19 protein-coding genes, 1 tRNA gene and 4 pseudogenes are annotated in these 26,611 nt (G+C 31.6%); 10 read left to right on the forward strand and 14 right to left on the reverse strand.

The window, feature by feature from the left end:
- Nucleotides 1–7 precede the first annotated feature (7 nt).
- The 3 genes and pseudogenes from ACPWTF_RS12555 to mnmG all read right to left on the reverse strand — a co-directional run bounded on the left by ACPWTF_RS12555 (nucleotide 8) and on the right by mnmG (nucleotide 3,886).
- On the reverse strand, nucleotides 8–592 hold the full coding sequence (locus ACPWTF_RS12555; protein ID WP_095930173.1) for an OmpH family outer membrane protein: 585 nt from the start codon (nucleotides 590–592) through the stop codon (nucleotides 8–10).
- A gap of 234 nt (nucleotides 593–826) precedes the next feature.
- Entirely contained in the window at nucleotides 827–1,675 is an 849-nt protein-coding gene (locus tag ACPWTF_RS12560; protein ID WP_427875678.1) for a class I SAM-dependent methyltransferase, read from the reverse strand.
- A gap of 336 nt (nucleotides 1,676–2,011) precedes the next feature.
- Nucleotides 2,012–3,886 (reverse strand): annotated as a pseudogene (gene mnmG, locus ACPWTF_RS12565) (tRNA uridine-5-carboxymethylaminomethyl(34) synthesis enzyme MnmG).
- 120 nt (nucleotides 3,887–4,006) lie between these two features.
- On the opposite strand from mnmG, the gene ACPWTF_RS12570 reads away from it, so the two are divergent.
- Nucleotides 4,007–4,876 carry a hypothetical protein gene (locus tag ACPWTF_RS12570; RefSeq protein WP_427875679.1) on the forward strand — a complete coding sequence of 290 codons (870 nt, stop codon included), beginning with the start codon at nucleotides 4,007–4,009 and terminating at the stop codon, nucleotides 4,874–4,876.
- 311 nt (nucleotides 4,877–5,187) lie between these two features.
- Here ACPWTF_RS12570 and ybeY read toward each other — a convergent pair whose 3' ends face one another.
- Entirely contained in the window at nucleotides 5,188–5,607 is a 420-nt protein-coding gene (gene ybeY, locus ACPWTF_RS12575; RefSeq protein ID WP_427875680.1) for an rRNA maturation RNase YbeY, read from the reverse strand.
- Complete coding sequence (locus ACPWTF_RS12580; RefSeq protein ID WP_427875681.1) at nucleotides 5,604–9,005, reverse strand: hypothetical protein; 3,402 nt, start codon at nucleotides 9,003–9,005, stop codon at nucleotides 5,604–5,606. Before ACPWTF_RS12580 ends, ybeY begins: the two co-directional genes overlap by 4 nt.
- Before the next feature lie 163 nt (nucleotides 9,006–9,168).
- Between ACPWTF_RS12580 and gltX the strand changes: the two are divergent.
- Nucleotides 9,169–10,676: pseudogene (gene gltX / locus ACPWTF_RS12585) on the forward strand (glutamate--tRNA ligase).
- A 254-nt stretch (nucleotides 10,677–10,930) separates the two neighbouring features.
- Entirely contained in the window at nucleotides 10,931–11,911 is a 981-nt protein-coding gene (locus tag ACPWTF_RS12590) for an SPFH domain-containing protein (protein ID WP_427875682.1), read from the forward strand.
- Nucleotides 11,912–11,936: 25 nt separating this feature from the next.
- Here ACPWTF_RS12590 and ACPWTF_RS12595 read toward each other — a convergent pair whose 3' ends face one another.
- The 5 genes from ACPWTF_RS12595 to ACPWTF_RS12615 form a co-directional block, all read right to left on the reverse strand.
- Nucleotides 11,937–12,191, reverse strand: a complete 255-nt coding sequence (locus ACPWTF_RS12595; protein WP_427875683.1) for a DUF6327 family protein — start codon at nucleotides 12,189–12,191, stop codon at nucleotides 11,937–11,939.
- 2 nt (nucleotides 12,192–12,193) lie between these two features.
- Complete coding sequence (locus ACPWTF_RS12600) at nucleotides 12,194–12,544, reverse strand: competence protein (protein WP_250834653.1); 351 nt, start codon at nucleotides 12,542–12,544, stop codon at nucleotides 12,194–12,196.
- A gap of 75 nt (nucleotides 12,545–12,619) precedes the next feature.
- Nucleotides 12,620–12,946, reverse strand: coding sequence for a YtxH domain-containing protein (locus tag ACPWTF_RS12605; protein ID WP_095930164.1), 327 nt, complete (start codon nucleotides 12,944–12,946; stop codon nucleotides 12,620–12,622).
- Between the two features lie 93 nt (nucleotides 12,947–13,039).
- Nucleotides 13,040–13,519, reverse strand: coding sequence for a hypothetical protein (locus ACPWTF_RS12610; RefSeq protein WP_095930163.1), 480 nt, complete (start codon nucleotides 13,517–13,519; stop codon nucleotides 13,040–13,042).
- Between the two features lie 1,089 nt (nucleotides 13,520–14,608).
- Nucleotides 14,609–16,726 carry a glutamine--tRNA ligase/YqeY domain fusion protein gene (locus ACPWTF_RS12615; protein WP_427875684.1) on the reverse strand — a complete coding sequence of 706 codons (2,118 nt, stop codon included), beginning with the start codon at nucleotides 16,724–16,726 and terminating at the stop codon, nucleotides 14,609–14,611.
- A gap of 142 nt (nucleotides 16,727–16,868) precedes the next feature.
- Between ACPWTF_RS12615 and ACPWTF_RS12620 the strand changes: the two genes are divergently transcribed.
- The 4 genes from ACPWTF_RS12620 (at nucleotide 16,869) to ACPWTF_RS12635 (ending at nucleotide 17,914) form a co-directional block, all read left to right on the forward strand.
- The gene (locus tag ACPWTF_RS12620) at nucleotides 16,869–17,087 is read left to right on the forward strand and encodes a hypothetical protein (RefSeq protein WP_427875685.1); all 219 of its coding nucleotides are present in this window, start codon (nucleotides 16,869–16,871) and stop codon (nucleotides 17,085–17,087) included.
- A gap of 2 nt (nucleotides 17,088–17,089) precedes the next feature.
- Nucleotides 17,090–17,386, forward strand: coding sequence for a hypothetical protein (locus tag ACPWTF_RS12625; RefSeq protein WP_427875686.1), 297 nt, complete (start codon nucleotides 17,090–17,092; stop codon nucleotides 17,384–17,386).
- Nucleotides 17,387–17,389: 3 nt separating this feature from the next.
- Complete coding sequence (gene folB / locus ACPWTF_RS12630) at nucleotides 17,390–17,749, forward strand: dihydroneopterin aldolase (protein WP_095930566.1); 360 nt, start codon at nucleotides 17,390–17,392, stop codon at nucleotides 17,747–17,749.
- A 94-nt stretch (nucleotides 17,750–17,843) separates the two neighbouring features.
- Nucleotides 17,844–17,914 (forward strand) — tRNA-Cys (locus ACPWTF_RS12635).
- 801 nt (nucleotides 17,915–18,715) lie between these two features.
- Here ACPWTF_RS12635 and ACPWTF_RS12640 read toward each other — a convergent pair.
- The 3 genes and pseudogenes from ACPWTF_RS12640 to rnr form a co-directional block, all read right to left on the reverse strand.
- Nucleotides 18,716–19,397 (reverse strand): annotated as a pseudogene (locus ACPWTF_RS12640) (LysE family translocator).
- A 13-nt stretch (nucleotides 19,398–19,410) separates the two neighbouring features.
- On the reverse strand, nucleotides 19,411–20,079 hold the full coding sequence (locus ACPWTF_RS12645) for a head GIN domain-containing protein (RefSeq protein WP_427875687.1): 669 nt from the start codon (nucleotides 20,077–20,079) through the stop codon (nucleotides 19,411–19,413).
- A 23-nt stretch (nucleotides 20,080–20,102) separates the two neighbouring features.
- Nucleotides 20,103–22,286, reverse strand: a complete 2,184-nt coding sequence (rnr, locus tag ACPWTF_RS12650; protein ID WP_427875688.1) for a ribonuclease R — start codon at nucleotides 22,284–22,286, stop codon at nucleotides 20,103–20,105.
- Between the two features lie 110 nt (nucleotides 22,287–22,396).
- Between rnr and ACPWTF_RS12655 the strand changes: the two genes are divergently transcribed.
- Nucleotides 22,397–22,630, forward strand: coding sequence for a putative signal transducing protein (locus ACPWTF_RS12655; RefSeq protein WP_095930570.1), 234 nt, complete (start codon nucleotides 22,397–22,399; stop codon nucleotides 22,628–22,630).
- A gap of 802 nt (nucleotides 22,631–23,432) precedes the next feature.
- A complete protein-coding gene (gene rpiB / locus ACPWTF_RS12660; RefSeq protein ID WP_427875689.1) occupies nucleotides 23,433–23,864 on the forward strand; it encodes a ribose 5-phosphate isomerase B in 432 nt (143 codons plus the stop codon).
- Between the two features lie 152 nt (nucleotides 23,865–24,016).
- Here the strand turns inward: rpiB and ACPWTF_RS12665 are convergent, their stop codons facing one another.
- A complete protein-coding gene (locus ACPWTF_RS12665) occupies nucleotides 24,017–24,286 on the reverse strand; it encodes a DUF1294 domain-containing protein (RefSeq protein WP_427875690.1) in 270 nt (89 codons plus the stop codon).
- A 115-nt stretch (nucleotides 24,287–24,401) separates the two neighbouring features.
- Here ACPWTF_RS12665 and ACPWTF_RS12670 point away from each other — a divergent pair.
- Nucleotides 24,402–26,527: pseudogene (locus tag ACPWTF_RS12670) on the forward strand (Tex family protein).
- The last annotated feature ends 84 nt before the right edge of the window (nucleotides 26,528–26,611 follow it).

The following is a 26,611-nucleotide window of genomic DNA, read 5'->3' on the forward strand; positions in this document are numbered from 1 at the left end:
GGTAGTTTTATTTTTTAGCTTCGCCTTCTTTTGTTTCAGCTGCTGGTTTTGCATCTGTTTTTGGCTCTGCTTTGTATTTATCATTTAAAGCTTTGATAATTTCTTTTGTAATATCGTATTTCTCTTCAGCATACAAAATTGTAGCAGCATCTCCTGTTCCGTAGATGTAAGAGTAACCGTTTTTCTTTCCGTAGTCTTTAATGAATTTTTTAACTCCACTAACAAGAGAATCCATTTCCACACCACTTTCTTGTTGTAATTGTTGTGCTAATGCTTGTTGTGCATAACCTAATTGCTGCTCTCTCTTTTGCAATTCAGCTCCTCTTTGCTGTGCCCAAGCTTGACCGTTTGCTTGTGCCTGGCTTTGAAAATTAGCAGCGTCTTGTTTAAAACGTGAAATCTCAGCTTGTAATTGTCTACCTTTTTCTTCCGCTTGAGCTTTGTACTTTGCCTCTAAATCTTTTGCCTCAGTGTATTCTTTCATCAAAACCGAAGTATCCACGTAAGCTGTTTTTACTTCCTTTACCTCTGCTGTTTTGTTACAAGAAACTGCGAAAACTGAAAGTGCGATAATAACTAATGCTTTTTTCATTTTTTTTAATTCTATTTTTTTAAGTATTGAAGACAAAAATATAAAAAAATCAATAGCATCAACATAAAGTTTAAAAAATGCGTAAAATTTATGATATTGTTTTTATTTATCGAAAAAAATATCACCATAAACCAACGCTATCGCACTATTTTAGATGCTTTTTTGCTTTTTTTATATCAACCAGAAAAAGCCACTCTGTCCTTTTAGGGCAAAATGGCTTTCTGTATTTTTGTGTTATTTATTTTTTAAAATATAAATATGCGATGAATATTCTTTTGAGTTCTTCGCTTTCCAATTTGATTTTAAACCAATGAAAAAAGCTTTAATATAATTCATCTTTCCCGTTTTGTATTTTTCAGACAAAAGGCTTACGTAAAAAGAATCAAACTTCATTGGAAGTATCTTTTGTAATTTCATATCCACTCTTTCAAAAAGCAATTGAATTGATTTTTTTGAAAAATGCCAAAAGTGAATCGGCACATCATAAGCAGCCCAAAAAGTTTCATAATGAGACGCATCGAACGATTTGTAGTTTGGAACCGCAATAATTAATGTTCCAGTTGGTTTTAACAAACGCTTTAATTCTTGAATCTGAAGTTCTAAATTTGGAACGTGCTCCAAAACATGCCACATTGTAATTACATCCAAAGAATTACTTTCTAAAGTGCTAGTTTCTTCTACGAATGAAATTCCTTTTTCTTTAGCAATATTTTTTGCTCGATCGCTTGGTTCTACTCCAATGGTTTCCCAACCGTCATTTTTTGCTGTCAAGAGAAAATCTCCAGTTCCAGCTCCAAGATCTAAAAGTTTTCCTTTTTGTGGTTGTTGGCTATTAATTAAATTCAATTTATTCTTAAGCGCAATATTTTTCACAAAGTGATATGCTTTTTCAAATAACGAACGTTTGTTGTCGGTATGCGAAATATAATCTTCGCTTTCGTAATATTTACCTAAATTTTGAAGTTCAGGTTGTGGAGAAGTAATTAGCATATCTAATTCTTCATCATAATACAAATCAAAAGTTTCTTTTGAAACAGAGTGGTCTTTTACCGTAAGAAAATGTTTTTTATTTAAAACGTTCATTTTTTAAATTTATAGATATTGGGTTTAATTTATAGCAAATCCTAAAAACGAAATTATATCGCTTTTAGGATTTTTTTTGTCTTTTTATTTTTTAATTCTTCTTTAGATTTCTTTTTACTTTTATAATTCAGTACACTTGTAAAAGTTGCTTTATCAAATACTTTTTCATGAAAATCTTCAAAAGGTTTCACGTGGAACAGCAAAAATTTTAGATTTCTGACTTTAGATTTATAATGGATTCTGAAAATAAAAAACCGAAAAATAGTTTCACGTGGAACAAGTCATTTTGAAAATATTACAATTATCTAAAATCAGCAATCTAAAATCTAAAATTATTTACCTTCCCATATAAATCAAAAGCACGGAAATATCACTTGGTGATACTCCGCTGATTCTTGAAGCTTGCGAAATGGTTACAGGACGAATCTTGCTTAATTTCTGTTTTGCTTCAATAGACATTGATTTAATTTTATTATAATCGAAATTGTCTGGAATTTTTACTTCTTCCAAACGATTCAATTTATCTGCATTATTTCTTTCTTTTTCGATATAACCAGAATATTTAACTTGAATTACTGCCTGCTCTACAATTTCTTCATCCAAATCATTTTCTTTAATATAAGCTGAAACCTTTTCAAATTTCAACATATCTTCTAATTCAATTTGTGGACGAGAGAAAATCTTAAACATTTTATCTCCTTGAGAAATTGGAGCTGATTCTTTCGCTTCTAAAATCGGATTTGTTTCGGCAATTGTAACACTTGTTTCTTTGAAGAATTGAACCATCTTTTCAGATTCGTTTAGTTTCTTTTCCATTCTTCGTAAACGATCTTCAGAAGCTAAACCAATTTCGTATGACATTGGAGTCAATCTGAAATCGGCATTATCTTGTCGCAACAAAGTTCTATATTCTGCTCTTGATGTAAACATACGATATGGTTCTTCCGTTCCTTTTGTAATCAAGTCATCAATTAGAACTCCGATGTACGCTTCGTCACGTTTTAAAATCAATGGATCTTTTTCATGTACTTTCAAGTGTGCATTTATTCCAGCCATCAAACCTTGAGAAGCTGCTTCTTCATATCCGGTTGTTCCGTTGATCTGTCCTGCGAAATATAATCCTTCAACTAGTTTCGTTTCTAAAGTATGTTTCAATTGCGTTGGCGGAAAGAAATCATATTCGATAGCATAACCAGGTCTAAAGAATTTTACATTTTCAAAACCTGCAACAGAACGGAGCGCTTTAAATTGAATATCTTCTGGAAGCGAAGTTGAAAATCCGTTTACATAAACTTCGCAAGTATTCCATCCTTCTGGCTCAACAAATAATTGGTGACGCTCTTTATCTGCAAAACGATTTATTTTATCTTCAATCGACGGGCAATATCTTGTTGCCTAAACTTTTGATTCTTCCGTTGAACATTGGAGAACGATCAAAACCTTCTCTCAAAATATCATGTACATTCAACGAAGTGTATGTCATGTAACAAGAACGTTGATGCGTTAACGGAGCAGTCACATCTGAATAAGAAAACTTAGCTGGCTTTGCATCTCCTTTTTCTTCATTCATTTTAGAATAATCTAAAGAACGCCCATCTACTCGAGGTGGCGTTCCTGTTTTCATTCTTCCTGCTTCAAAACCTACCTTAATCAAATCTTCGGTAATTCCAGTTGCAGCACTTTCTCCTGCTCTTCCTCCTCCGAATTGTTTTTCTCCAATATGAATTAAACCGTTCAAAAAAGTACCATTTGTCAAAACCACAGATTTGGAACGAATCTCCACACCAAGTGAAGTTCTAATTCCTTTTATCTTTCCGTCTTCAATAATCAACCCTTTTACCATCTCTTGATAAAAATCAAGATTTGGAGTTGCCTCCAACATCATTCTCCATTCTTCTGCAAAACGCATTCTATCACTTTGAACTCTTGGCGACCACATTGCAGGTTGCCTTTTGATTTGTTCAACATCTTGAACTGGATCGCAGTTTTATCTGAAACGATTCCTGAATAACCACCAAGCGCATCAATTTCACGAACGATCTGTCCTTTTGCAATTCCACCCATGGCAGGATTACAAGACATCTGTGCTATGTTTTGCAAACTCATTGTAACCAATAAAGTTTTCGATCCCAAATTTGCAGCCGCAGCCGCAGCTTCAGAACCAGCATGGCCTGCACCAACCACAATAACATCGTATTCTTCTAAAAACATTTTGTTTTATTATTCTCTAAAAACCGCTAGCGGTTTTTAGAATTAAATTATTTCTTTCTTGTTCCACGTGGAACTTTATATTTTGTTTCAAGTTTTGAAGTTTCAGGTTTCAAGTTCAAAATGGAACGTGTCAACTGGAATTCTCAAATTCTGGAATCAATAAAAATGTTTCACGTGAAACATTTTACTTCATTCAAATCAGAACTCTCAAATCAGAATTCTCAAATCAGAACTCTCAAATCAGAACTCTCAAATCAGAACTCTCAAATCAGAACTCTCAAATCAGAACTCTCAAATCAGAACTCTCAAATCAGAACTCTCAAATCAGAACTCTCAAATCAGAACTCTCAAATCAGAACTCTCAAATCAGAACTCTCAAATCAGAACTCTCAAATCAGAACTCTCAAATCAGAACTCTCAAATCAGAACTCTCAAATCAGAATTCTCAAATCAGAACTCTCAAATCAGAACTTCCAAATCAGAACTTCCAAATCAGAATTCTCAAATCAGAACTCTCAAATCAGAACTTCCAAATCAGAACTTCCAAATCAGAACTTCCAAATCAGAACTTCCAAATCAGAACTTCCAAATCAGAACTTCCAAATCAGAACTTCCAAATCAGAACTTCCAAATCAGAACTTCCAAATCAGAACTTCCAAATCAGAACTTCCAAATCAGAACTTCCAAATCAGAACTTCCAAAGCAGAACTTCCAAATCAGAACTTCCAAAGCAGAACTTCCAAATCAGAACTTCCAAATCAGAACTTCCAAACAGAACTTCCAAAGCAGAACTTTCAAAGCAGAACTTTCAAAGCAGAACTTTCAAAGCAGAACTTTCAAAGCAGAACTTTCAAAGCAGAACTTCCAAAGCAGAACTTTCAAAGCAGAACTTTCAAACAGAACTTTCAAACAGAACTTCCAAACAGAACTTCCAAACAGAACTTCCAAACAGAACTTCCAAAAGAAATGTTTCACGTGAAACATTTCTAAACTTCCATTCTAAACTTCCATTCTAAACTTCCATTCTAAACTTCCATTCTAAACTTCCATTCTAAACTTCCAAAGAACATTTTTTAACCATGTTCCACGTGAAACATCTTCTTCATTCTCTCTAAAATTGAAACCTAAAAATCGTTCCACGTGGAACGATTTAATCTTTTATTCAACTTCATTACTTTAACGTTCCACGTGGAACGTTATAAAATTCTTGTATTCTTCTTAAATATGTTTCACGTGGAACGTTTTAAAAATCAAAAACCAAAAACGTTTCACGTGGAACATATATATCAAAAGAGATTTAATTACTGTTCCACGTGAAACATCTTCATCTTCTCTTCTTCCTTTTGCCTCATTAATTGAGCTTCTTCCTCCGACTTATCTTTATATCCACAGTAGTGTAGTATACCATGAGATAGCACTCTTTTAAGTTCTTCAGCAAATGAAACATTGAAGTCTTTTGCATTATCTGCAACACGTTCTACAGAAACAAAAATATCTCCATTTAACTCGTTACCAACAGAGTAATCAAAACTAATAATATCTGTAAGCGTGTCGTGATCTAGATATTCAACATTGATCTTATGTAGATATTCGTCATCACAAAATATATAGTTGATCTCTCCTTCATTCTTATTCTCAGAAACAATTACAGAGCTTAGCCAGTCACTAAAAGCCTGCTCGTCTCCTAAAGTAAAATCTGTTTCGTAATTAAAATTTATCATTTTGTATTAAAGTATTCTTGAACTTTTTGATTAAAATTCGAGCGCAAAGGTAGTGATTGTCTGTTTAATATCTCAACGCTGTTTAAATATTCCAATAATGAACTTGGCAAAGCATTTGAACGATTACTAAATTCAGCCTTATTAGTTTCAGATTGTCTTTGTGTATCTTGCCCTTGTTGCTGAACTGCGTTGTTTAATTTCCACAATTCTTGTTGGATATTTAATATACGTTGCAGGTTCTCATTCTTAAATCCTTTGTTCAAAATCTGCTTTTCAGATTGTTTCATTTGGTCTATTATAGATTTTCCTTGCGCATCCAAACCTTTCTTTGCTAACTCCTTTTGCAATGCTTCTCTAAGTTTAACTTGCTCCTTGTATATTTCCATAATAGCTTCTGCATCTCCTTCTCCATCTTCTCCTTCATTACCGTTCTTCTCTCCTTTTCCGCTCTTACCCTCTTTACCAGAAGAACCTTTATCTCCACTTTTGTTACCTTGTCCTTCTTTACCCTGACCTTCTTTTCCTTGTCCATTTTGCCCTTGTCCAGACTTTCCATCTTTACCTTCTCCAGGTTTATCTCCAGATTGCTGTCCAGGTTTCATACCTTCTTTCATCTTATCAGCAAGTCCTTTTTGTTTCTGAATAATATCAGGCAATTGCATTCCTTGTCCGTCTCCTGGTTTAGGTTTTCCCGCTCCCGGTTTAGACATAGACATCTGCATATTATTCAATAAATCACTCAAGAAATCGGCTAACTTATTAGCAGATGAAACTGCATATTGTTGGTGTGAAACTCCTCTTGGAATTTGAACATCAGTTAAAGTTTCAATCGCCTTGTCCATATTGTATTGTACATTTCCAATTTCTTTAGTTACGTCTTCTGCAACCTTTGGGTTACGTAATGAAAGTGCAAACAAACTATCATCTACATATCGAAACTGCTGTTTCAAATTCTGCTGAATCTTGATGTTTTTTGTAAATGTAGAGGAACCCAATTTCATTGCTTTGAACTGTTTCATCACATCTTCTTGTGATAAAGAATAAGCCAAAAGATTATCTAGAATCTGACGAAGCATTGCTACATCTTCTTCCAATTGTTCTTGTTCTCCACCTTCCATTTCGCTCTGCATTTCTTGAGCCATAGACTTCATTTTCTTAGCCGCACTTTTCTGCTTTGGCTTAGCCGCAGAAGTATTCTTTTTGCTCAATTCTTCAGAAGCTTTATTAAGATCATTGTCTACATCTTTTTCTTTAGAAGCATCAGATGGAATATCCAAAGGTTTCTTCAAAGTCTTATTTTCCTCTTTCAAATCTTTTAAATCTTCCTGAATCTTATCAAAAGATTTATTGATTTCATCTTGCTTCTCTTTCGTATTTTCTTTCTCTTTATTAGATAACTGTTCCTGTTGTTCCGACAGTTTATTTAGTTTCTCAGCAACTTGTTCTGCTTTCTTAGAAACATAAAAACGCTTGGTCAACTCAACCAATTGCTCTAAATTACGAGATTGGTTTTTACTAATTTGTTTGAACTTTTCCATCTTATCAAACAGTTCTTCGCTGTTTAATTTATCATTCAAGTTCTTTAATTCGTCTAATAATTTCTGATTCTTCTCTAAATCTTTCTGTGCATTATCCAAACGCTTTTGCAAATCTTCAGCAGTTTTATCCTTCTTATCATCTTTGAATTTATCTAAATTCTGATTCATTTTTTCAGAGAATTGTTTCATCATTTCGTCTTGTTGTTTCTGACGTTTGATAAAATCATTGATCTTCTGCTGATCTTTAAACTCTAAATTATCTTTTTCTTTTCCGGTATTCTGAAGCTTATCCATTTCTGAAATCTGCTTTGTTTGGTTCTTCAAAGATTTAGATAAACTATTAATATTTTGATTTTGTTGCTGTAATTCCTGATCTTGAATTTCATCTGTTGTAGCTACACGATCTGAAAATGTAGAAGACTTTGTAGACTTAAATCCGTGTGGTGCATCGTTATCAAAAACTTCAAAATAGTATTCATATGAAACTCCTTCTTCTACTGGGAGATTGCTTGGAAAATTAAAAACAAACTGATCAAATATTCCAGCCTTTACAGGAATATTTCCACGCTTAGCAGACTGAGGTTTGTTACGTTCATAGTATACAATTTGCAGTTTCGAAAGTCCATAATCATCACCCAATCTACCTAGAATATAGTTCTTATCTAACTTCAAACTATCTGGCGCTGGCCCCACATTGATGGTTGGAAACTGATCTTTTATTACAGACAGCTGATAGTCTAATTTCTCGTAGTTTTTAACCTTATCGTTAGACGTAAGAATTTGATATTCTGTATTTTGACTAATATTTTTAGCCAATTTAAACTCATTTTCTACCTTATTAAACTTGAAAACTTCATTATCTCTTTTCCATGCTACTTCTTGTGTAGATTTGGTGTTCATTTTCCAAGTTACAGTTGTTCCTTCAGGTACTATTGCGTTTCCAGTTCCTTGAATTGTCTCTGATTTCTTCTTTAGATAAGAAGGAAAATTCAAAACCATCTCGAAGTTTGCAATTGACGGAACAGTAATTACTTTCAATTCATATTCCTCTGAAACAACTGAATTTCCTTCAAAAGAAAATTGAATATTTTCAGAAGGTTTTTCAATTTTAAATTCAAACTTTCCAGGTTGAGAAGATTCCATAAAATAACTTTCATCACCAATATGAATCATTACATTTTCTGGAACTACATTCCCAACAGATTCCATTTTGATCACGAAATCTTTGTTTTGCTCTGCTTGCAAATTCGAATTCAAAACCACAAATTTGAAAGGAGCTGGCGGTAAAAAGGCAGAATTGAAATGCACTACTCTATTCAAACTTTGCGAAATAATATTACTATTTCCAGAAATATAAAACACCGCAAAAAGTAAAATTGGAACTAAAGCCAATGGTAAATATTTTTTATTTGCTTTAAAATTGATTGCATTTCCAAACGGAATTGGTTGCAAAGAATTTGCTTTTTGTTCGATCGAAGCCAAAACCAATTCTGAACTTTCATTATTATTTTCAGAAGACAATTGCAAAAAGTTCGTCAGCTTATCACTCACTTCCGTGAAATGATTTCCAATAATTTTTGAAGCTTGAGTATAATCAATTCCCTTTTGAAGTTTGAATAATTTAAACAAAGGAAAAATAATTAAACTAACGAAAAGGAAAACTTCAACTCCAACAAATAACCAAAATAGAAAAGTTCTTCCAAGAGGTTTTAACCAAAGAAAGTACTCTACAAAAAGCGTAAATAGAAAATATAATAAACCAAAACCAGTAAAAAGTAATATCCCTTTTATCAATTCGTTGGTATAATATTTCTTAATGAAAGCCTCTAGCTTTTGATATATCGCAGATGATGTTTTCAAAATAAATCTGTTTTAATTATAACCTATAAAAGTAGTAATTATAATAATACCTTTTTAAGATTCTAAGTTACTAAGACGCTAAGGTTCTAAGATTTCAAAATCTAAAATCAACATTCCGAAATCTAAAATCATAAAACGTATCTTTGCAACAAAATTTAAACAAATGTCAAAGCAAGTTCGTGTGCGTTTTGCACCAAGTCCGACTGCAACCGTTACATATTGGCGGAGTTCGTACTGCCCTATTTAATTATTTATTTGCAAAAAAACATAATGGTGTTTTTTATCTGAGAATTGAAGATACAGATCAGACTCGTTTTGTTCCAGGTGCAGAAGCTTACATTATGGAAGCTCTTGAATGGCTAGGAATTGCTCCTGAAGAAACGGTTGGAAAAAATGAAAAATTTGGTCCATACAGACAAAGCGAACGTAAAGATTTATACCAACAATATGCAGATCAGTTGATAAATTCTGGTTGGGCTTATTATGCTTTTGATACTCCAGAATCTTTAACTTCATTAAGAAATGAGCATGAAGCTGAAGGAAAAACATTTATTTACAATCACCACAATCGTGAAAAATTAGATACTTCTCTAGTTATTTCTGCAGAAGAAACTGCTAAGAGAATTGCAAATGGAGAGCATTATGTAATCCGTTTTAAAACTCCGGTTGATGAAATTTTACATTTGAAAGATATCATTCGTGGAGATGTGAAGTTTGAAACTAATCTTTTGGATGATAAGGTTTTGTTCAAAAGTGATGGAATGCCAACTTACCATTTAGCCAATATTGTCGATGATCATTTGATGGAAACATCACATGTAATTCGTGGCGAAGAATGGTTACCATCTATGCCTCTTCACGTTTTATTATACAAAGCATTTGGTTGGGAAGCTCCAGAATTTGCACATTTACCTTTGATTTTAAAACCAATTGGAAATGGTAAATTATCAAAAAGAGATGGAGACAAAATGGGATTCCCAGTATTTCCATTAGAATGGAAAACTGAAGAAGGTGTTTCATCTGGTTATAGAGAAAAAGGATTTTTTCCAGAAGCAGTTGTAAATTTCCTTGCTTTGCTAGGATGGAATGACGGAACAGATAAAGAATTATTCTCTTTAGAAGAATTGGCTCAATCTTTTGACTTAAACAGAGTTCACAAAGCTGGAGCAAAATTTGATCCAGAGAAAAACAAATGGTTCAATCACCAATATTTAGTAAAACAAAATGATGCTGATTTGGCCAAAACCTTCTCTCCTATTTTAGAAGAAAAAGGCTTCTCGACTCCGCTCGAAGTGACAACTCGCATTGTATCACTTATCAAAGAAAGAGCAAACTTTGTTTCTGATTTTTGGGATCTGACTGATTTCTTTTTTCAGGCTCCAACATCATACGATGAAAAAGCAAGTAAAAATTGGAAAGAAGAAACTCCTACTTTAATGCAAGAACTAATTTCTGTTTTAGAAAATATCGAAGATTTTACTTCTGCAAATATTGAAACAATTGTAAAAGATTGGTTAACCAAAAATGAAATCGGAATGGGTAAAGTAATGCAACCTTTCCGTCTAAGTTTGGTTGGAGCACTTAAAAGCTCATCACCTATTTGACATTGTTGAAATCATTGGAAAAGAAGAAACTATTTCTAGAATTCAGAAAGCAATTTCTTCTTTGTAAAAAATTTTACCATTAAGATATTAAGTTAATTAAGCATTTCTTGATGGTAAAAAACAGAACTTAAAAGTTCATAAAGCTAAGTTTAATTCTCTTGACAAAGCTTTGATCTTAATTTTCTTAATACCATAGTGGTTAAAAAAACAAACGCTAAGCAACATCTCAAAAATGTTCTTAGCGTTTTTTTAATGTTTTAAAATTTTAATTTAGAAGAATTTTCGTAATTTACCGAAATTCATAAATTAAACTAAATAACCATGAGTACAGCATTTATTATCTTTTTAGTATTGGCATTCTTCATTTTCATGTCGTCTTTCTTTACTGTAAAACAGCAATCGTCTGTTATTATCGAACGATTTGGAAAATTTCAAAGTGTAAGAAATTCAGGATTACAACTTAAAATTCCGTTGGTTGATAGATTGGCCGGAAGAGTAAATCTTAAAATTCAGCAATTGGATGTTATCATCGAAACTAAAACCAGAGACAACGTTTTTATTAAAATGAAAGTTTCTGTTCAGTTCAAAGTAATTCAAGAAAAAGTATATGAAGCTTTTTATAAACTTGAATATCCACACGATCAAATTACTTCTTACGTATTTGATGTCGTTCGTGCCGAAGTTCCTAAACTAAAATTGGATGATGTTTTTGAAAGAAAGGATGATATTGCAGTTGCCGTAAAACGTGAATTGAACGAAGCAATGTCTACTTACGGATATGACATTATCAATACTTTGGTTACTGATATTGATCCAGACATTCAAGTAAAAAATGCAATGAATAGAATCAACGCTGCTGATAGAGAAAAAACGGCTGCTGAATTTGAAGCTGAAAGTTCAAGAATTAGAATCGTTGCAAAAGCAAAAGCCGAAGCAGAAAGTAAACGTTTGCAAGGTCAAGGTATTGCAGATCAACGTCGTGAAATTGCAAGAGGTCTTGTAGAAAGTGTTGAAGTTTTGAACCAAGTTGGAATCAATTCTCAAGAAGCTTCTGCTTTAATTGTCGTAACACAACATTATGATACTTTACAAGCAATTGGAGCTGATGCTAATTCTAATCTAATTTTACTTCCAAATTCTCCACAAGCTGGTAGTGACATGTTGAATAATATGGTTGCATCATTTACAGCATCAAACCAAGTTGGCGAAATGATGAAAAAACACAATAAAAAAGTAGAGAAACCAAAACCTATTCAGCCACAGTCTGGTTATGAAGATGACATTCAACCAGATGTTCAGTAATAATTTTACAAAATAAAAAAGAGGCTTAATTGCCTCTTTTTTTATTTATAAACCAATTGATCACAAATGGTAAAATAGATTGTAAAATTTCTGGAAATGATTTTTTAACATAACCTGTATAAGATGAAATAAAACCATTTACAATATTTTGCGGTGTTATGCTTTCCTTAGTTTTCTGAAAACTTAAAACCAATTTTTGATAATTGATTTCTTTTTCTAGTTTTAGAATTTCCAGATCTCTTTCAATCTCAGCATACGAAGAGTATTTTTTTCTTTCCATAATTAATCATTAAAAAAGATTTCTGAAAATTTCTCCAAAATTGGTCCTTCAACAAACTTATCCTTTAGAAAGAAAAGTAAAATGGTAAAGAAAAGATAAATCCCTCCTACTGCCAAAAATCCGAGGGCATTACTTTCAAACAAAGAACCAAAAGCGTACGCTGCGGCAAAAGATCCAAAAATCATAACCATACTGAAACATAATAAAATCAAGGTAAACTTAAAGATCAAAGTTGTCGATTTCATTGCAACCTTAAAACCCCAAAGTTTGTAATAAGCTAAATGACTATCAATATATTCTTTAGCCTGATCTTGAACTTTTTCAGTGTTTTCTTTTAATTCTTCAAAAGCCATAATTAAAATTTTAGATAAAAAAAAAGCACATTACTTTCTTATAAAAATAAGCAAGTAATGTGCTTTATAAAATTATTATTTCTGAAATTTAGCATTTTGTGCTTTTAAATCAGCCAATTTAGTTTCTAAAAAAGTGATTACTTCTTCTGTTTTATGGCTGACATTAGAAAGTAACTCATTCAAAGTTCCGTCAAGATTATGAGTAGCACTCGTAAATTTTTCACGAAGAACTTCAGAGCTGGCATCAAAAGAATCTTTCAGATTATGTTTGGCATCATCGATACCTTCTTTAATTTTTGCCCTAGTTTTTGATCCTTTATCTGGAGCAAATAAAATTCCAATTGCCGCTCCTGCAGCTGCTGCAGCTAAAATTGCTGCTGCTGTATTTAAATTCTTAGACATGATAGTTACAATTTAAAATTATTAATAAAGATACTCTTTTTTAAAATGATAAAACTTTGATTAATTGTAATTTATACAAAATTAACAATATTATTAATACACATAAGCTACAGCTTCATACTTACCATCTGCTTTTTCAACAATGCTAACAAACGGATATCCATTTGAAGCTGACTTAGATTTGATTCTCATAGCAGTCTGGTTCTGATTTGCAATTGGCGGTTCCCCTTTTGTCCTTGTTGAGACACCAGTAAAACTAGCAACTTGTTTCAGTCCTATTGTTTTTTCTTGTGGAAGAACAGTTACCATTTTGTAATCATCTTTTGAATCCACTACTATTTTATCAGAAACTTTCTGAGTTTGTTTACTCTGTTTGTTTGTAATTGATGAAACAGCATGTTTACTAATTTTGATTTCTTCAGAACTTCCATTTAAAGAATAATAAACAAAGCCATTTTCGTTTTTAATAAAATTTACATCAAGTTGTTCTCCATTGTGTTTTGTAATTTGATGTGTTTGCGAAATTGCAACATTTGCAAATAATAGCGCTACTGCGAAATATAAAATTTTCATGATAATTAGATTTAAATTAAAAATTGTCAGACCTGAAATTTAAAAACTAAACTTTCACTCAAATTCAACATTATGGAATTTTGTACATTATGATACAATTTGAAAAAATATCTTTTACGGGAAATATTATCAAAATTACATCATAATAAAAATCAGAACATAAAATTGTCTTTTTAGGAAATCAGTTTTGAAAATCTATTGTTATAAAAATTACGAGTTTCTAAAAACAATAAATTTCAACTTAGATTCTTTACGGCAAATTTTAATTTTTTACAAAAATCATCTCTGACTTTTGGTATTGAGTTAAAAATAGCAACTTTATAAACAATTGTGTGTTAACAAGCCGTTAAACTGACTAAAATAACAGTAAAAAGTTAAATAAAGACCGTAAATAAACAATAATCTAAAAAATGAGTTATCTATCAATCAAGTTTAAAAAACGTCTTAAAATCAATTTATGAAGGTTAAAATCAATATATAAAAACTATTATTTTTAATTTTATGATCAATTTAGTAAATAATAATTAAATACTAAAATTAAAAAATATCAATAAATAAAACTTATAAATTAAAAATTGAAGTCAAAATTTTAAAAATTAGGAAAAAACTGAAATTTTCAGATTTGGAGAAGAAAATTGGAGTCAAAAAAGCAAAAAAATGAAATAAGGAGTTTTGCTGCATGAAAATTAAAAAAAGGTCTTCTCTATTTAACCATTTTTTATTTCCTCTTAAAATTAATTTATGAGAGTCAATTTTAATCTATAAAATAAATATAAATTTCAAATATAATAGATTTTATAAATAATAAGTAAAATTAATTTTAAATATTATATTTATAAATTTAATTTATTAAAATTACTTTTCGAACAAAATTGGGACTTAAAAGAAGCCAAAACTCAAATAAAGCTTCTAAATAAACGAAAAATTAAAAAATGAATTCCTTATCCAACATAATTTTATTTTTCATTAAAATCAATTTATGAAAGTCACTTTTAATCTATAAAAATTATAAATTTACATATTTCAATAGTTAATCTATATAATAAAAAAAAGCGCTTATAAAAGCGCTTTTCATAAATTTAGTTGATATTACTTCTTTACCATTTCAGAAAGAATTTCAATTTCTCTTTCAGAAGCATTTTTTGGTGGATTTGAATATAATTTCAAAATTTCATCATCATACTGATTTTTGAAACTTTCATTTTCAATATCTCTCAAATTTAAAAGTGCTTTTGATCTTACATAAGTAGATTCACTTTTTAGAGACATTGAATATAATTTCTTAATATCTTCTTCTTCAAAATCTGTTGATTTCCACTTTGAATACTTCAAAATAAACTGAGAAAACAACAGCGAAGCCTTATTATTGTTGATATTCTTCTTCAAAGAATTTTGTAAAAGTGAAAAAGTAGAGATGTTTTTTATGTTCTCCCCTATCGCACTTTCAATTGCAATACGCTCTGGTTTACTCTCAACTTTAAAATATTTGTTGATATCTTTCAAAGAATTATTGATGCTATTTTCTTCTTTTTTACCCTTTTCTTCCCAAGCATCTTTTAATCCAACTGTTTTGTTAAATACTAATTTTGAAGTAGTTGAGTCTTTATCAACAGTAAAATAACCTAAACGTTGAAACTGAAATTTATCTTCATTTTGAGCTGTTGATAAACTTGGTTCAACATATCCAGTTACAATTTCTAAAGAATTTGGATTCACAAAATCTAAGAAATTTTTCTCTTTATAACTGTCTGGAGCCTCATCTGTAAACAAACGATCATACAAACGAACTTCTGCTTCTAATGCATGCTGAATTGAAACCCAATGCAATGTTCCAGATACTTTTCTTTGGCTTGCTTCTGTTCCGCTTCCACTCAAAGAATCGGTATCATACGTTACATGAATTTCAGTAATATTTCCGTTTTCATCTTTTACAACTGATTCACCTTTAATAATATAAGCATTTTTAAGACGAACTTCTTTTCCTAAAGTTAAACGGAAAAATTTAGCTGGAGCTTCTTCCAAAAAGTCTTCTCTTTCGATGTATAACTCACGAGAAAATGGCACTTTTCTGAAACCTGCACTTTCATCTTCTTGATTGTTTTCAGCTTCTAGCCACTCTTCTTTTCCTTCAGGATAATTGGTAATTACAAGTTTAACAGGATCTAACACAGCCATTACACGAGGTGCAATTTTGTTCAAATCTTCACGAATGCAGAATTCTAAAACTGATACATTTATTAAATTATCACGTTTTGCAATACCAATTGTATTGGCAAAATTACGCAAAGAAGCCGCTGTATAACCACGTCTTCTTAATCCAGAAATGGTTGACATTCTCGGATCATCCCAACCGTTAACATGCTTTTCTTTAACTAGTTGCTGTAATTTTCTTTTACTAACAACGGTATGCGATAAGTTACGTCTTGCAAATTCTCTTTGTTTTGGACGCAATTTATTATCATCAAAAATCTGATCTAAAAACCAATCGTATAATTCACGGTGAGGCAAGAATTCAAGTGTACAAAACGAATGAGAAATCTGCTCTAAATAATCACTTTGTCCATGTGCCCAATCGTACATTGGATAGATTTTCCAAGCATCTCCAGTTCTGTGATGTTCTTTATGCAAAATTCTGTACATAATTGGATCACGCATTAACATGTTTGTTGATTTCATGTCAATTTTTGCACGTAGAATATGTGTACCAGACTCAAATTCACCGTTTTTCATTCTTTCGAATAAATCTAAGTTTTCTTCAACAGAACGATTTCTGTAAGGGCTATCAGTTCCTGGAGTCGTTGGAGTTCCTTTCTGGATCGCCATTTCTTCAGAAGTCTGACTGTCAACATAAGCTTTATCTTTTTTAATTAAGAAAACTGCCCAGTCATATAATTGTTGGAAATAATCTGATGCATAACATTCTTCTGCCCATTTATATCCTAGCCACTCTACATCTTTTTTAATAGCATCAACAAATTCCTGTTCTTCTTTTTCAGGATTTGTATCATCAAAACGTAAATTCACAGGAGATTGATAGTCAATTCCTAAACCAAAATTTAACGCAATAGAACTTGCGTGCCCAATGTGTAAATAACCATTAGGTTCTGGTGGAAAACGAAAGCGAAGTTTAGTATTTGAAAGACCTGATTTTACGTCTTCCTCTATGATTTGTTCAATAAAATTGAGTGATTTCTCTTCTGATGCCATTATTTTATAGTAATTTTAGCAAAGATAAAAAAAAGGTTCCAGCTTTTAGGTTTAAAGTTATTTAAGTGGCACAAAACATGAAACGTTAAAGCCGAAACTCGAAATTAATTTTATTAGTATTTTTGTATAAATATTCAGAATTATGAGACAATTAACTGTTACAATTCCAGACGATTTTTACGAAACTTTTATAAGTTTTTTTAAACACATTCCAGATGTTTCTATAAATGAAAATATTGAGAATGAAATTCCGTTATGGCAGCAAGAAATGGTTTTAGATCGTATAAAGAATGCCAAACCAGAGGATTTTGTAAGCTGGGAAGAATCTAAAAAAAGACTCAACGCTAAATGGAATAAATAGTAATGTTTGAAATAATTATTCTCTTACGCTCTGATTTAGAAGTAGATGAAATTGCAGAATACTACGAATCTCTTTCAAACGGACTAGGAACAAAATTCTTCAATGAGTATCAAGAATACGTAGAAACTTTACATACTTTTCCTTTTTTTGAAGAAAAATACAATACTGTTCGAACCCTACCTTTGAAAAAATTTCCTTACACTATTCATTTTACAGTTGATGAAGTTAACAAAATAGTTACTTTATACGCTGTAACATCCAATTACCAAGATCCAAACACCACAAGAATAAAATTATAAAAAATGGGAGTTATTAAACTTAAAAACATTCGCACTTTCTCTTACCACGGATGTTTAATTGAAGAAGGAAAAATTGGATCTGATTATACTGTCGATCTAAAAATTAAAACTAATTTACAGAAATCAGCAGAAACAGATCATCTTTTAGATACTGTTGATTATGTTCATTTGAACAAAATTGTAGCCGAAGAAATGGCAATTCGTTCGCATTTATTAGAGCATGTTGCCAAAAGAATCAATATTCGTGTGCTGGCAGAGATAGAAACAGTAGAAAAAACTACAGTTTGGGTTTCTAAAATAAATCCGCCTATTGGTGGTGATGTTGAGTCAGTTACTATAAAAATGACGGAAATTAGAAAGTAATCATTCTAATTAAATCTGTATTTTTTTAAAATAGTTCATTCGAAACTTTTGAAATTTAAAGATTTTAGTTACTTTTGCCAACCGTTCAAGTAATGGCGTCGTGGCCGAGCGGCTAGGCTGGGCTCTGCAAAAGCTCCTACTCCGGTTCGAATCCGGACGATGCCTCAAAACCTTCAAAGCAATTTGAAGGTTTTTTTTATATTTAATTTTTAGAAAAAATTAATTAAAATATATTGGTTCGAATCCAGGCGATACCTTAAAACCTTCAAAGCAATTTGAAGGTTTTTTTATATTTAATTTTTAGAAAAAATTAGATAAAGATTTATGTTCAAATCCGGACGATGCCTCAAACCTTCAAAGCAATTTAAAGGTTTTTTTATGTTTAATTTTTAGAAAAAATTAGATAAAGATTTATGTTCGAATCCGGACAATGCCTCAAACCTTCAAAGCAATTTGAAGTTTTTTTTTATGTTTAATTTTAGAAAAAATTAGATAAAGATTTATGTTCGAATCCGGACAATGTTCAAACCTTCAAATCAATTTGAAGGTTTTTTTTATGCTTAATTTTTAAAAAAAATTAATTAAAATATATTGGTTCGAATCCGAACGATGCCTCAAACCTTCAAAGCAATTTGAAGTTTTTTTATGTTTAATTTTTAGAAAAAATTAATTATTAAAGTTTGTACATAAACCCGACAAGTATTAAAAACCTGTCGGGTTTCTCATTTTTGCACAATCTTGTCATTTCGACGAAGGAGAAATCTTCGTGAGAAGCTCGACAAAGATTGGAAAATAGTTGCGGAGTTACTTGCGAAGATTTCTCCTTCTTCGAAATGACAAACTTTGTGTAAATAACTTTGTCAAAGTTTAAAACTTTGACAAAGTTATACCTGCATGAACGTTATAAACACAAAAAAAACCTCTGAAATTCAGAGGTTTGATTTTATATTATTGAGTTATTAACAACTACTTTTTCTCTATTCTTTCGAAAGCATTTTTAACCATTTCTTTTTCTTTTGGAAACCATCCTTGAATTACTAAAGCAAATCCGAAAACCATTAAAACAATGCTTATTCCTTTTTTAATTTTAAGAATATTAGTCGGAGTCATTTTCGATTTTAACTGTTTGGCTAATAAAATTTTAGCACAATCAATTAATAAATAAGTGATAATTACTGCAGCAAAAAAGGTCATCATTCTTGAAGTCTGCATATCTAACTTTGGTTAGTACAGAGATAATTACTGCTAACCAAAAGCCTAAAACTCCAATGTTAATAACGTTCAGTAAAAAGCCTTTTACAAACAAGCTACCATAGTTTCTTTTCAGAATGTCACGATCAATTTCTTCATCGTTTATTTTTTCCTCTTTCTTTAGTTTTACAAACGAAATAATACCGTAGGAAAGCATAATTATTCCTCCAAAAATAAAAAGCGCTGGATCGTCTTTTAAACTCGAAATCAAACGGTAACTTCCTAGATAAGCAATAGCAATAAAAAAAATATCACCTAGTACTACTCCAAGATCAAAAACCATCGCAGCTCTAAATCCTTTTGTAATACTGGTTTCTAATAAAACAAAAAATACAGGCACTACCATAAAACTAAGAACAAGTCCCCAGGGAAGTCCCGCTAGAATATCATTAATCATCAATTACTACTTGTTATTTTACTTCTTCTATTTTACCGCCAAAAACAGTTTTTTGGTTTATTTGCTTTGGCTTTCCATAAATGTAAATAGAGCCTCCTGCGCTCACTTTTGCGTCGACAAGGGTAGAAGCATTAACATCTGCTTTTCCGCCCGCAGAAACGCTTACAGTAGTCTGAGAAGTCTCTAATTTACTAGCAAGCAAATAACCTCCTGCTCCTAAACTTGCAACTTGATTTTCTGCTTTTCCTGTCAAAGTGATAGAACCTCCTGAAACAGAGCTTACTTTGAGTTTATCAACATTCAAATCAACATTAATAACACCTCCTTCTTGTGCACTTACTTTAAAAGAAGTTGCTTTGATAGCTTCACTGCTTTTTACCTCTGCTCCTTCATTAACATCAATAAGTTCTAAATGTTTGTAGTATAATGTAATATCGAGATCATTTCCAGACAAAAGTTTTGGGAAAGGCATTCTTAATTTTAAAATACCATTTTTGTTAACCGCTTCAACCTCTGCTTCTCTTGCTCCTTTGATAACAATTTTATTTTCAGATGACTGAACTAATTTTACACTTAATTTATCAAATACTTTTACGCTATCAAAATCACCTAACTCTTTGGTAACCTGACCAAAAGACATTTGTACAAATAAAATTGCTGCTCCAATAATTAGCTTTCTCATACTTTTATTTTTAAATTAATTATTTATTCTGCTCTTCTTAAAAAATGAAAATCAAGTTGTTTTTTAACTAAATCGGCATTTTTTACTTTCACATAAATTTCGTCTCCTAACTGCAGTAAACGGTTTGAAGTTGCTCCAACCAATGCATATTGTCTCTCATCAAAAGTATAGTAATCCTCTTTTATTTCTCTGATTCTTACCATTCCTTCACATTTATTAGAAACGATTTCAACATAAATTCCCCATTCGGTAACACCAGAAATAACCCCAAGGAATTCTTCATCTTGATGATCTTGCATGTATTTAACCTGCATGTATTTAATACTATCTCGCTCAGCATTAGTAGCTAAACTTTCCATGTTTGAACAATGCAGACATTTGGTTTCGTAAGTTTCCTCATCTACAGAAGCCCCTCCATCCAAATAGTATTGTAACAAACGGTGTACCATAACGTCTGGATAACGACGTATTGGCGATGTAAAATGGCTATAATAATCAAAAGCTAAACCATAATGGCCAATATTGTCAGTCGAGTATTTGGCTTTGCTCATACTTCTAATGGCAAGAGTATCAATAAGATTTTGTTCTTTCTTACCATTTACTTCTTCCATCAAAGCATTTATTGATTTTGCTATATCGCCTTTTGTCCTAAAATCAATTTTATAACCAAACTTAGCAATTACGGTTTGCATGGCAACCAGTTTATCTTCGTTTGGTTCATCGTGAATACGGTAAACAAAGGTTTTCTTTTGTTTTCCAATATATTCTGCTACTTTTCGATTAGCCAAAAGCATAAATTCTTCAATCAAATGATTGGCATCTTTTGATACTTTAAAATATACTCCTTCTGGTTCTCCTTCTTCATTAAGATTAAATTTCACTTCTACTTTATCAAAAGAAATAGCGCCTTGCTGCATTCTTTTCTTTCTTAAAATCTTAGCTAATTCATCCAATTTTAAAGTGGCTTCAACAATTTCATCTGAAACTACATACGATTCTCCAGTAATAGAAATATCAACTGGAATAGTATTATTTCCTTTTGTTTCAATAATATGCTGAGCCTCTTCGTAAGCAAAACGTTGATCTGAATAAATTACTGTTCTTCCAAACCATTGGTTAATAACCTGTGAAGTTGGCGAAATTTCAAATACAGCAGAGAATGTATATTTCTCTTCATTTGGACGAAGTGAACAAGCAAAGTTAGACAATACTTCTGGAAGCATTGGCACTACTCTATCGACCAAATAAACCGAAGTAGCTCTTTGATACGCTTCATCATCCAAGATTGTTCCTTCTTCTAAATAATACGAAACATCGGCAATATGAATTCCAATTTCAAAGTTTCCATTCTCTAACTTTTTGAAAGACAAGGCATCATCAAAATCTTTTGCATCTTTTGGGTCAATCGTAAACGTAAGTGTATCACGCATATCACGACGTTTTGCAATTTCAGATTCCTGAATCGAAGTGTCCAGTTTTTGTGCAAACACCTCTACTTCAACAGGAAAATCTGCTGGCAAGCCATATTCAGCTAAAATAGCATGGATTTCAGTATTATGTTCTCCAGGTTTACCTAAAACTCTAATTACAGATCCAAATGGACTATCTGCTCTTTTTGGCCAGTCTTCAATCTTAACTAAAACAACATCACCATTTTCTGCTTCACCAATTTTATCTTTAGGGATAAAAATATCTGTATACATTTTAGGATTTGCAGTAGAAACAAAAGCAAAATTTGGCTGCATATCAATTACACCAACAAATTCTGTTTTATCTCTTTCGACCACTTCAATTACTTCACCTTCAGGTCTTTTTCCTTTTCTACGGTTATAAACGTAAACTTTTACTTTGTCTTTATCTAATGCACGATTCAAATTATTGGACGGAATAAAAACATCTTCTTCAAATTCATCACAAATAAAATATGCCGTTTTTCTGCTCGTCATATCTATTGTTCCTTCGTAGTAATCCTGGCTTACTGCTTTAATCAAGTATTTTCCAGGTTCTGTTTCTATAATCTTCTTTTGAGCAGCAAGAATCTTTAGTTCTTTTATAATCTGATTTCTACTATTTGTATCATCTAATTCTAGCTTAGCTCCTATTTGTTTGTAATTGAAAGGTTTATTAGCATTTTGCGATAAAATCTTAAGTATTTTTCCAGAGAAATCTTTCTCCTTCTTTATCGGCTTTCTAATTTTCTTACTCATATATCTTTTCTAATAAGGTTTAAAATTACGAATAAGAAATCAGATTACAGATTTTAACAAATAGAATTATTAAAATTATAACTTTTCGTACATTTACAAAAAGACCTAAAATGGAAAGCTTCAAAACGATTGCCGTATTCAATTATCTGCACGAAACCGTAGTTCTCAAACACTTACTAGAGCAAGAAGGAATTCCGTTCTTTTTTGAAAACGAAATGACACTCTCTGTCATGCCGTTTTACTCCAACGCACTCGGTGGCATCAAACTCAAAGTTCATCCAAACGATTTCGAAGAAGTCCAACAAATTCTGGACAATCTCAACAATCCTCTCAAAATTGTCTGAAACAGATTCAAACAAACTCAAAAAAAGAGTAAAATTCAATTCATCAAAAAAATTTTTTCCTTTTCAACTTTTTTAGTTTTCAACATATATTAAATACAACAAAAAAGATTTTTAAAAATTTAAAAAAATTTGTTGGTTATTATAGTGTGTTAATATGTCGAATAAATTTATTTTTAAAAGTATTGAAATGAAGTTTCTCTTAGTTATTTTGAGTTATCAACATAGTTATTTTTAGTTAAATGATTAATTTATAAGACTTTTTGTATTTTAATTAACAACGGTTGACAACCAAATTTGAATTGATTTTGTAGATAAGTTGATATGTTGATTTCTGTTGAAAATGGTATTTTTGATATTGATAACTTTTCCAAAAATTCACGAAACTTTTCTTGCATATTAAAATCAAGTTTTGGATTAGGTATTTTTTTGAAACAACCAAAAAAAACTTCTAATTTTCTTTTCGAACTTATTAACATTTTCTGTTAACTTAAAGTTAATTGAATATCAAGCAATTACAAACTCCTATTAACACCTCAAAATTTTAACAAATATTCTGTTTATTCTTCATTGATTATGAGATAGTTATAGAGTTGTCAAAATTGTTAATAACCTATAAGGTTTTGACAGTAAGATAGTTGTGATTTTGTTTTTTTTGAAACGAATTACACGAATGTGTACGAACTTATATTGGAATGTTTATATAGTATTGAAAAAGAAAATAATTTGTGAAAATTGGTGTAATTCGTAGCAACCATTTATTAATTGAGTAAATTTGCATAACACAACTTAATAGTATAGAAAAATGAAAATTTCGATAGGAAACGACCACGCAGGACCAGAATATAAAAAAGCAATTGTTGAAATGCTGAATGCTAGAGGATATGAAGTAACTAACTATGGTACAGATACTGATGCTTCTGTGGATTATCCTGATTTTGGACATCCGGTGGCAAATGATGTATCTGAAGGAAAAGCTGATTTTGGAATCGTTATCTGCGGAAGCGGTAACGGAATTGCAATGACTGTTAATAAACACCCTAAAGTAAGAGCTGGTTTATGCTGGACTAAAGAAATTGCCTATTTAACTCGTTTACACAATGATGCAAATATTGTGAGTATTCCAGCAAGATTTACTTCAATTCATCAGGCTGTTGAAATCGTTGAAACTTTCCTTGATACCGCTTTTGAAGGTGGCAGACACCAAAATAGAGTGAATAAAATTGCTTGTGCATAAAAAGTCAAAAAAAAATTCGGTGCTTCGCACCTAGTAATAAACACACCGGGCCGATTTTTTAATTTGCCCGGTTTTTTATTTAAGTATTTATAATTCAATTATTTAAAGTTTTGTAAAAACACTATTTTTTGAGTTATCAACAATGTTAATATCTACTTTTTGTAATTCAGAAAGGCAATTATAAGTGATGCTTGAATTACTAAAATCAAAACAAACTTCACAATAAAAGAAGTTTTACTCGTTTTATGTCTAAATAGCAACATCGCTGTTAATAACCCCGGTGAACCTCCAATTAAAGCCATCAGAAACAAGGTTTTTTCAGGAATTCTTCGGTTATTTTTTCGAGCTTGAGATTTGTCATATCCAGCGAAAATAAAAACGAGAACATTTATAAATAAAAAATATAGTAATAAAACTTCCATTGGTTTAAAATTAGAAACAAAGATATTATTTTAGCCAAATGATTTACTATTTTGCAGAAATGTTTTAACAAGTAAATTACACTATTTTAAGTAAGAAAATCATTTCATTAAAAGTATGACTAATATTCAATTCATTGCCAAGTCTGTGCAGGCGCCAGCAGTTAGTATTCAAAACACAGTAAAATTATTAGAAGAAGACTGTACGATTCCGTTTATTTCACGTTACCGAAAAGATGCTACCGGAAATCTTGATGAAACTGTAATTGAGCAGATTGCAAAACTTCAAAAAGATTATGACACACTTATAAAACGTAAAGAAGCCGTTTTAAAATCTATTGAAGAACAAAAAGCACTTACGGCAGATTTGAAGAAAAAAATTGAAGACAGTTTTGATTTGCAAGAAATCGAGGATTTTTACCTTCCATACAAAAAGAAGAAAAAAACAAAAGCCGATGTTGCGCGCGAATTCGGTTTGGAACCTTTGGCGAAATTGATTATATCTGAAAGTGATGCTGATATTGATTTTATTTCAACACAGTACATTAATGAAAATGTTATTAACGAAGAGGCCGCTATTCAAGGTGCAAGAGATATTGTTGCCGAATGGATCAATGAGAATATCTACGTTCGTAAACAGCTTCGTAGATTATTTCAGCGAAAAGCGACAATCACTACAAAAGTGGTTAAAAAGAAAGCGGAAGAAGAAGGAGCACAGAAATTCAACCAATATTTTGATTGGGAAGAACCTTTAACAAAAGCTCCAGCTCACCGATTATTAGCAATGCTTCGTGCAGAAAATGAAGGTTTTATCAAAATGAAAATTGATGTAGATATTGACGATGCGTACGATGTTATTGACGAAATCATCATTAAAAAACAAAATAATTCAACAGCTCATTTGCAATTAGCAATTGAGGATAGTTATAAACGTTTATTGAATCCGGCAATTGGAAATGAAACCCTGCAAGAAGCAAAAGCAAAAGCCGATGCGAATTCTATTCAGGTTTTTGCCAACAATTTAGGGCAGTTATTATTGGCTCCGCCTTTGGGAGAAAAACGTATTTTGGCAATTGATCCAGGATTTAGAAGCGGTTGTAAAGTGGTTTGTCTGGACGAAAAAGGAGATTTATTATACAATGAAACCATTTATCCGCACGCGCCTCAAAATGAGGAATCGATGGCAATAAAAAAAATTCGTTCGATGGTTAACGCCTATCAAATTGATGCGATTTCTATTGGAAATGGAACGGCTTCGAGAGAAACTGAATTTTTCATCAAAAAAATCGCGTTCGACAAACCAGTTCAGGTATTTATAGTTTCTGAGGCTGGAGCTTCAGTATATTCGGCTTCAAAAATTGCGAGAGAAGAATTTCCTAATTATGATGTAACGGTACGTGGATCAGTTTCCATCGGAAGAAGGCTTTCAGATCCGTTGGCCGAATTGGTAAAAATCGACCCGAAAGCGATTGGAGTAGGACAGTATCAGCACGATGTTGACCAAACTAAATTAAAAGAAGAATTAGATAATACAGTTATTCGTTGTGTAAACTCGGTTGGAATTAACATCAACACGGCAAGTAAACATTTACTAAGTTATGTGAGTGGAATCGGGGAGAAGCTGGCTGAAAACATTGTACAATATCGTTCTGAAAACGGACAGCTTTTGAAGATAGAAAACAGTTGAAAAAAGTGCCACGTTTGGGAGATAAAGCCTATCAGCAAGGAGCAGCGTTTATTAGAATTACAAATGCTAAAAATCCTTTGGATAATTCGGCAGTGCATCCAGAAGCTTATCCAGTTGTTGAAAAGATGGCAAAGGATTTGAATATTTCTTTGAATGAATTAATTGCAAACAAAGAGAAAACAGCGCTTATTAAGCCTGAAAAGTATGTAACACCAGAAATAGGTTTACTTACACTGAAAGACATCATAAAAGAGCTTGAAAAGCCTGGATTAGACCCAAGAAAGTCGGCTAAGGTTTTTGAATTTGATGCCAACGTAAAATCGATCAAAGATGTGAAAACAGGGATGATTCTTCCGGGAATTGTTAATAACATCACCAACTTCGGCTGTTTTGTTGATATCGGAATCAAAGAAAGCGGATTAGTACATATTTCGCAGTTAAAGGCCGGCTTTGTAAGTGACGTGAATGAAGTGGTGAAACTGCATCAGCATGTTGATGTAAAAGTTACTGAGGTTGATGAAGATAGAAAGAGAATTCAGCTAACGATGATTTTATAAAACTCTATTTTTTAATTAGGAAACATAATAATACGCTCAAACTTTTTGAAGTTTGGGCGTTTTTATTTTAAATCAGTTTCAGTT

Origin of the sequence: Flavobacterium sp. MMS24-S5, from assembly GCF_050320125.1 — a bacterium.
Lineage (GTDB): Bacteria > Bacteroidota > Bacteroidia > Flavobacteriales > Flavobacteriaceae > Flavobacterium > Flavobacterium tyrosinilyticum.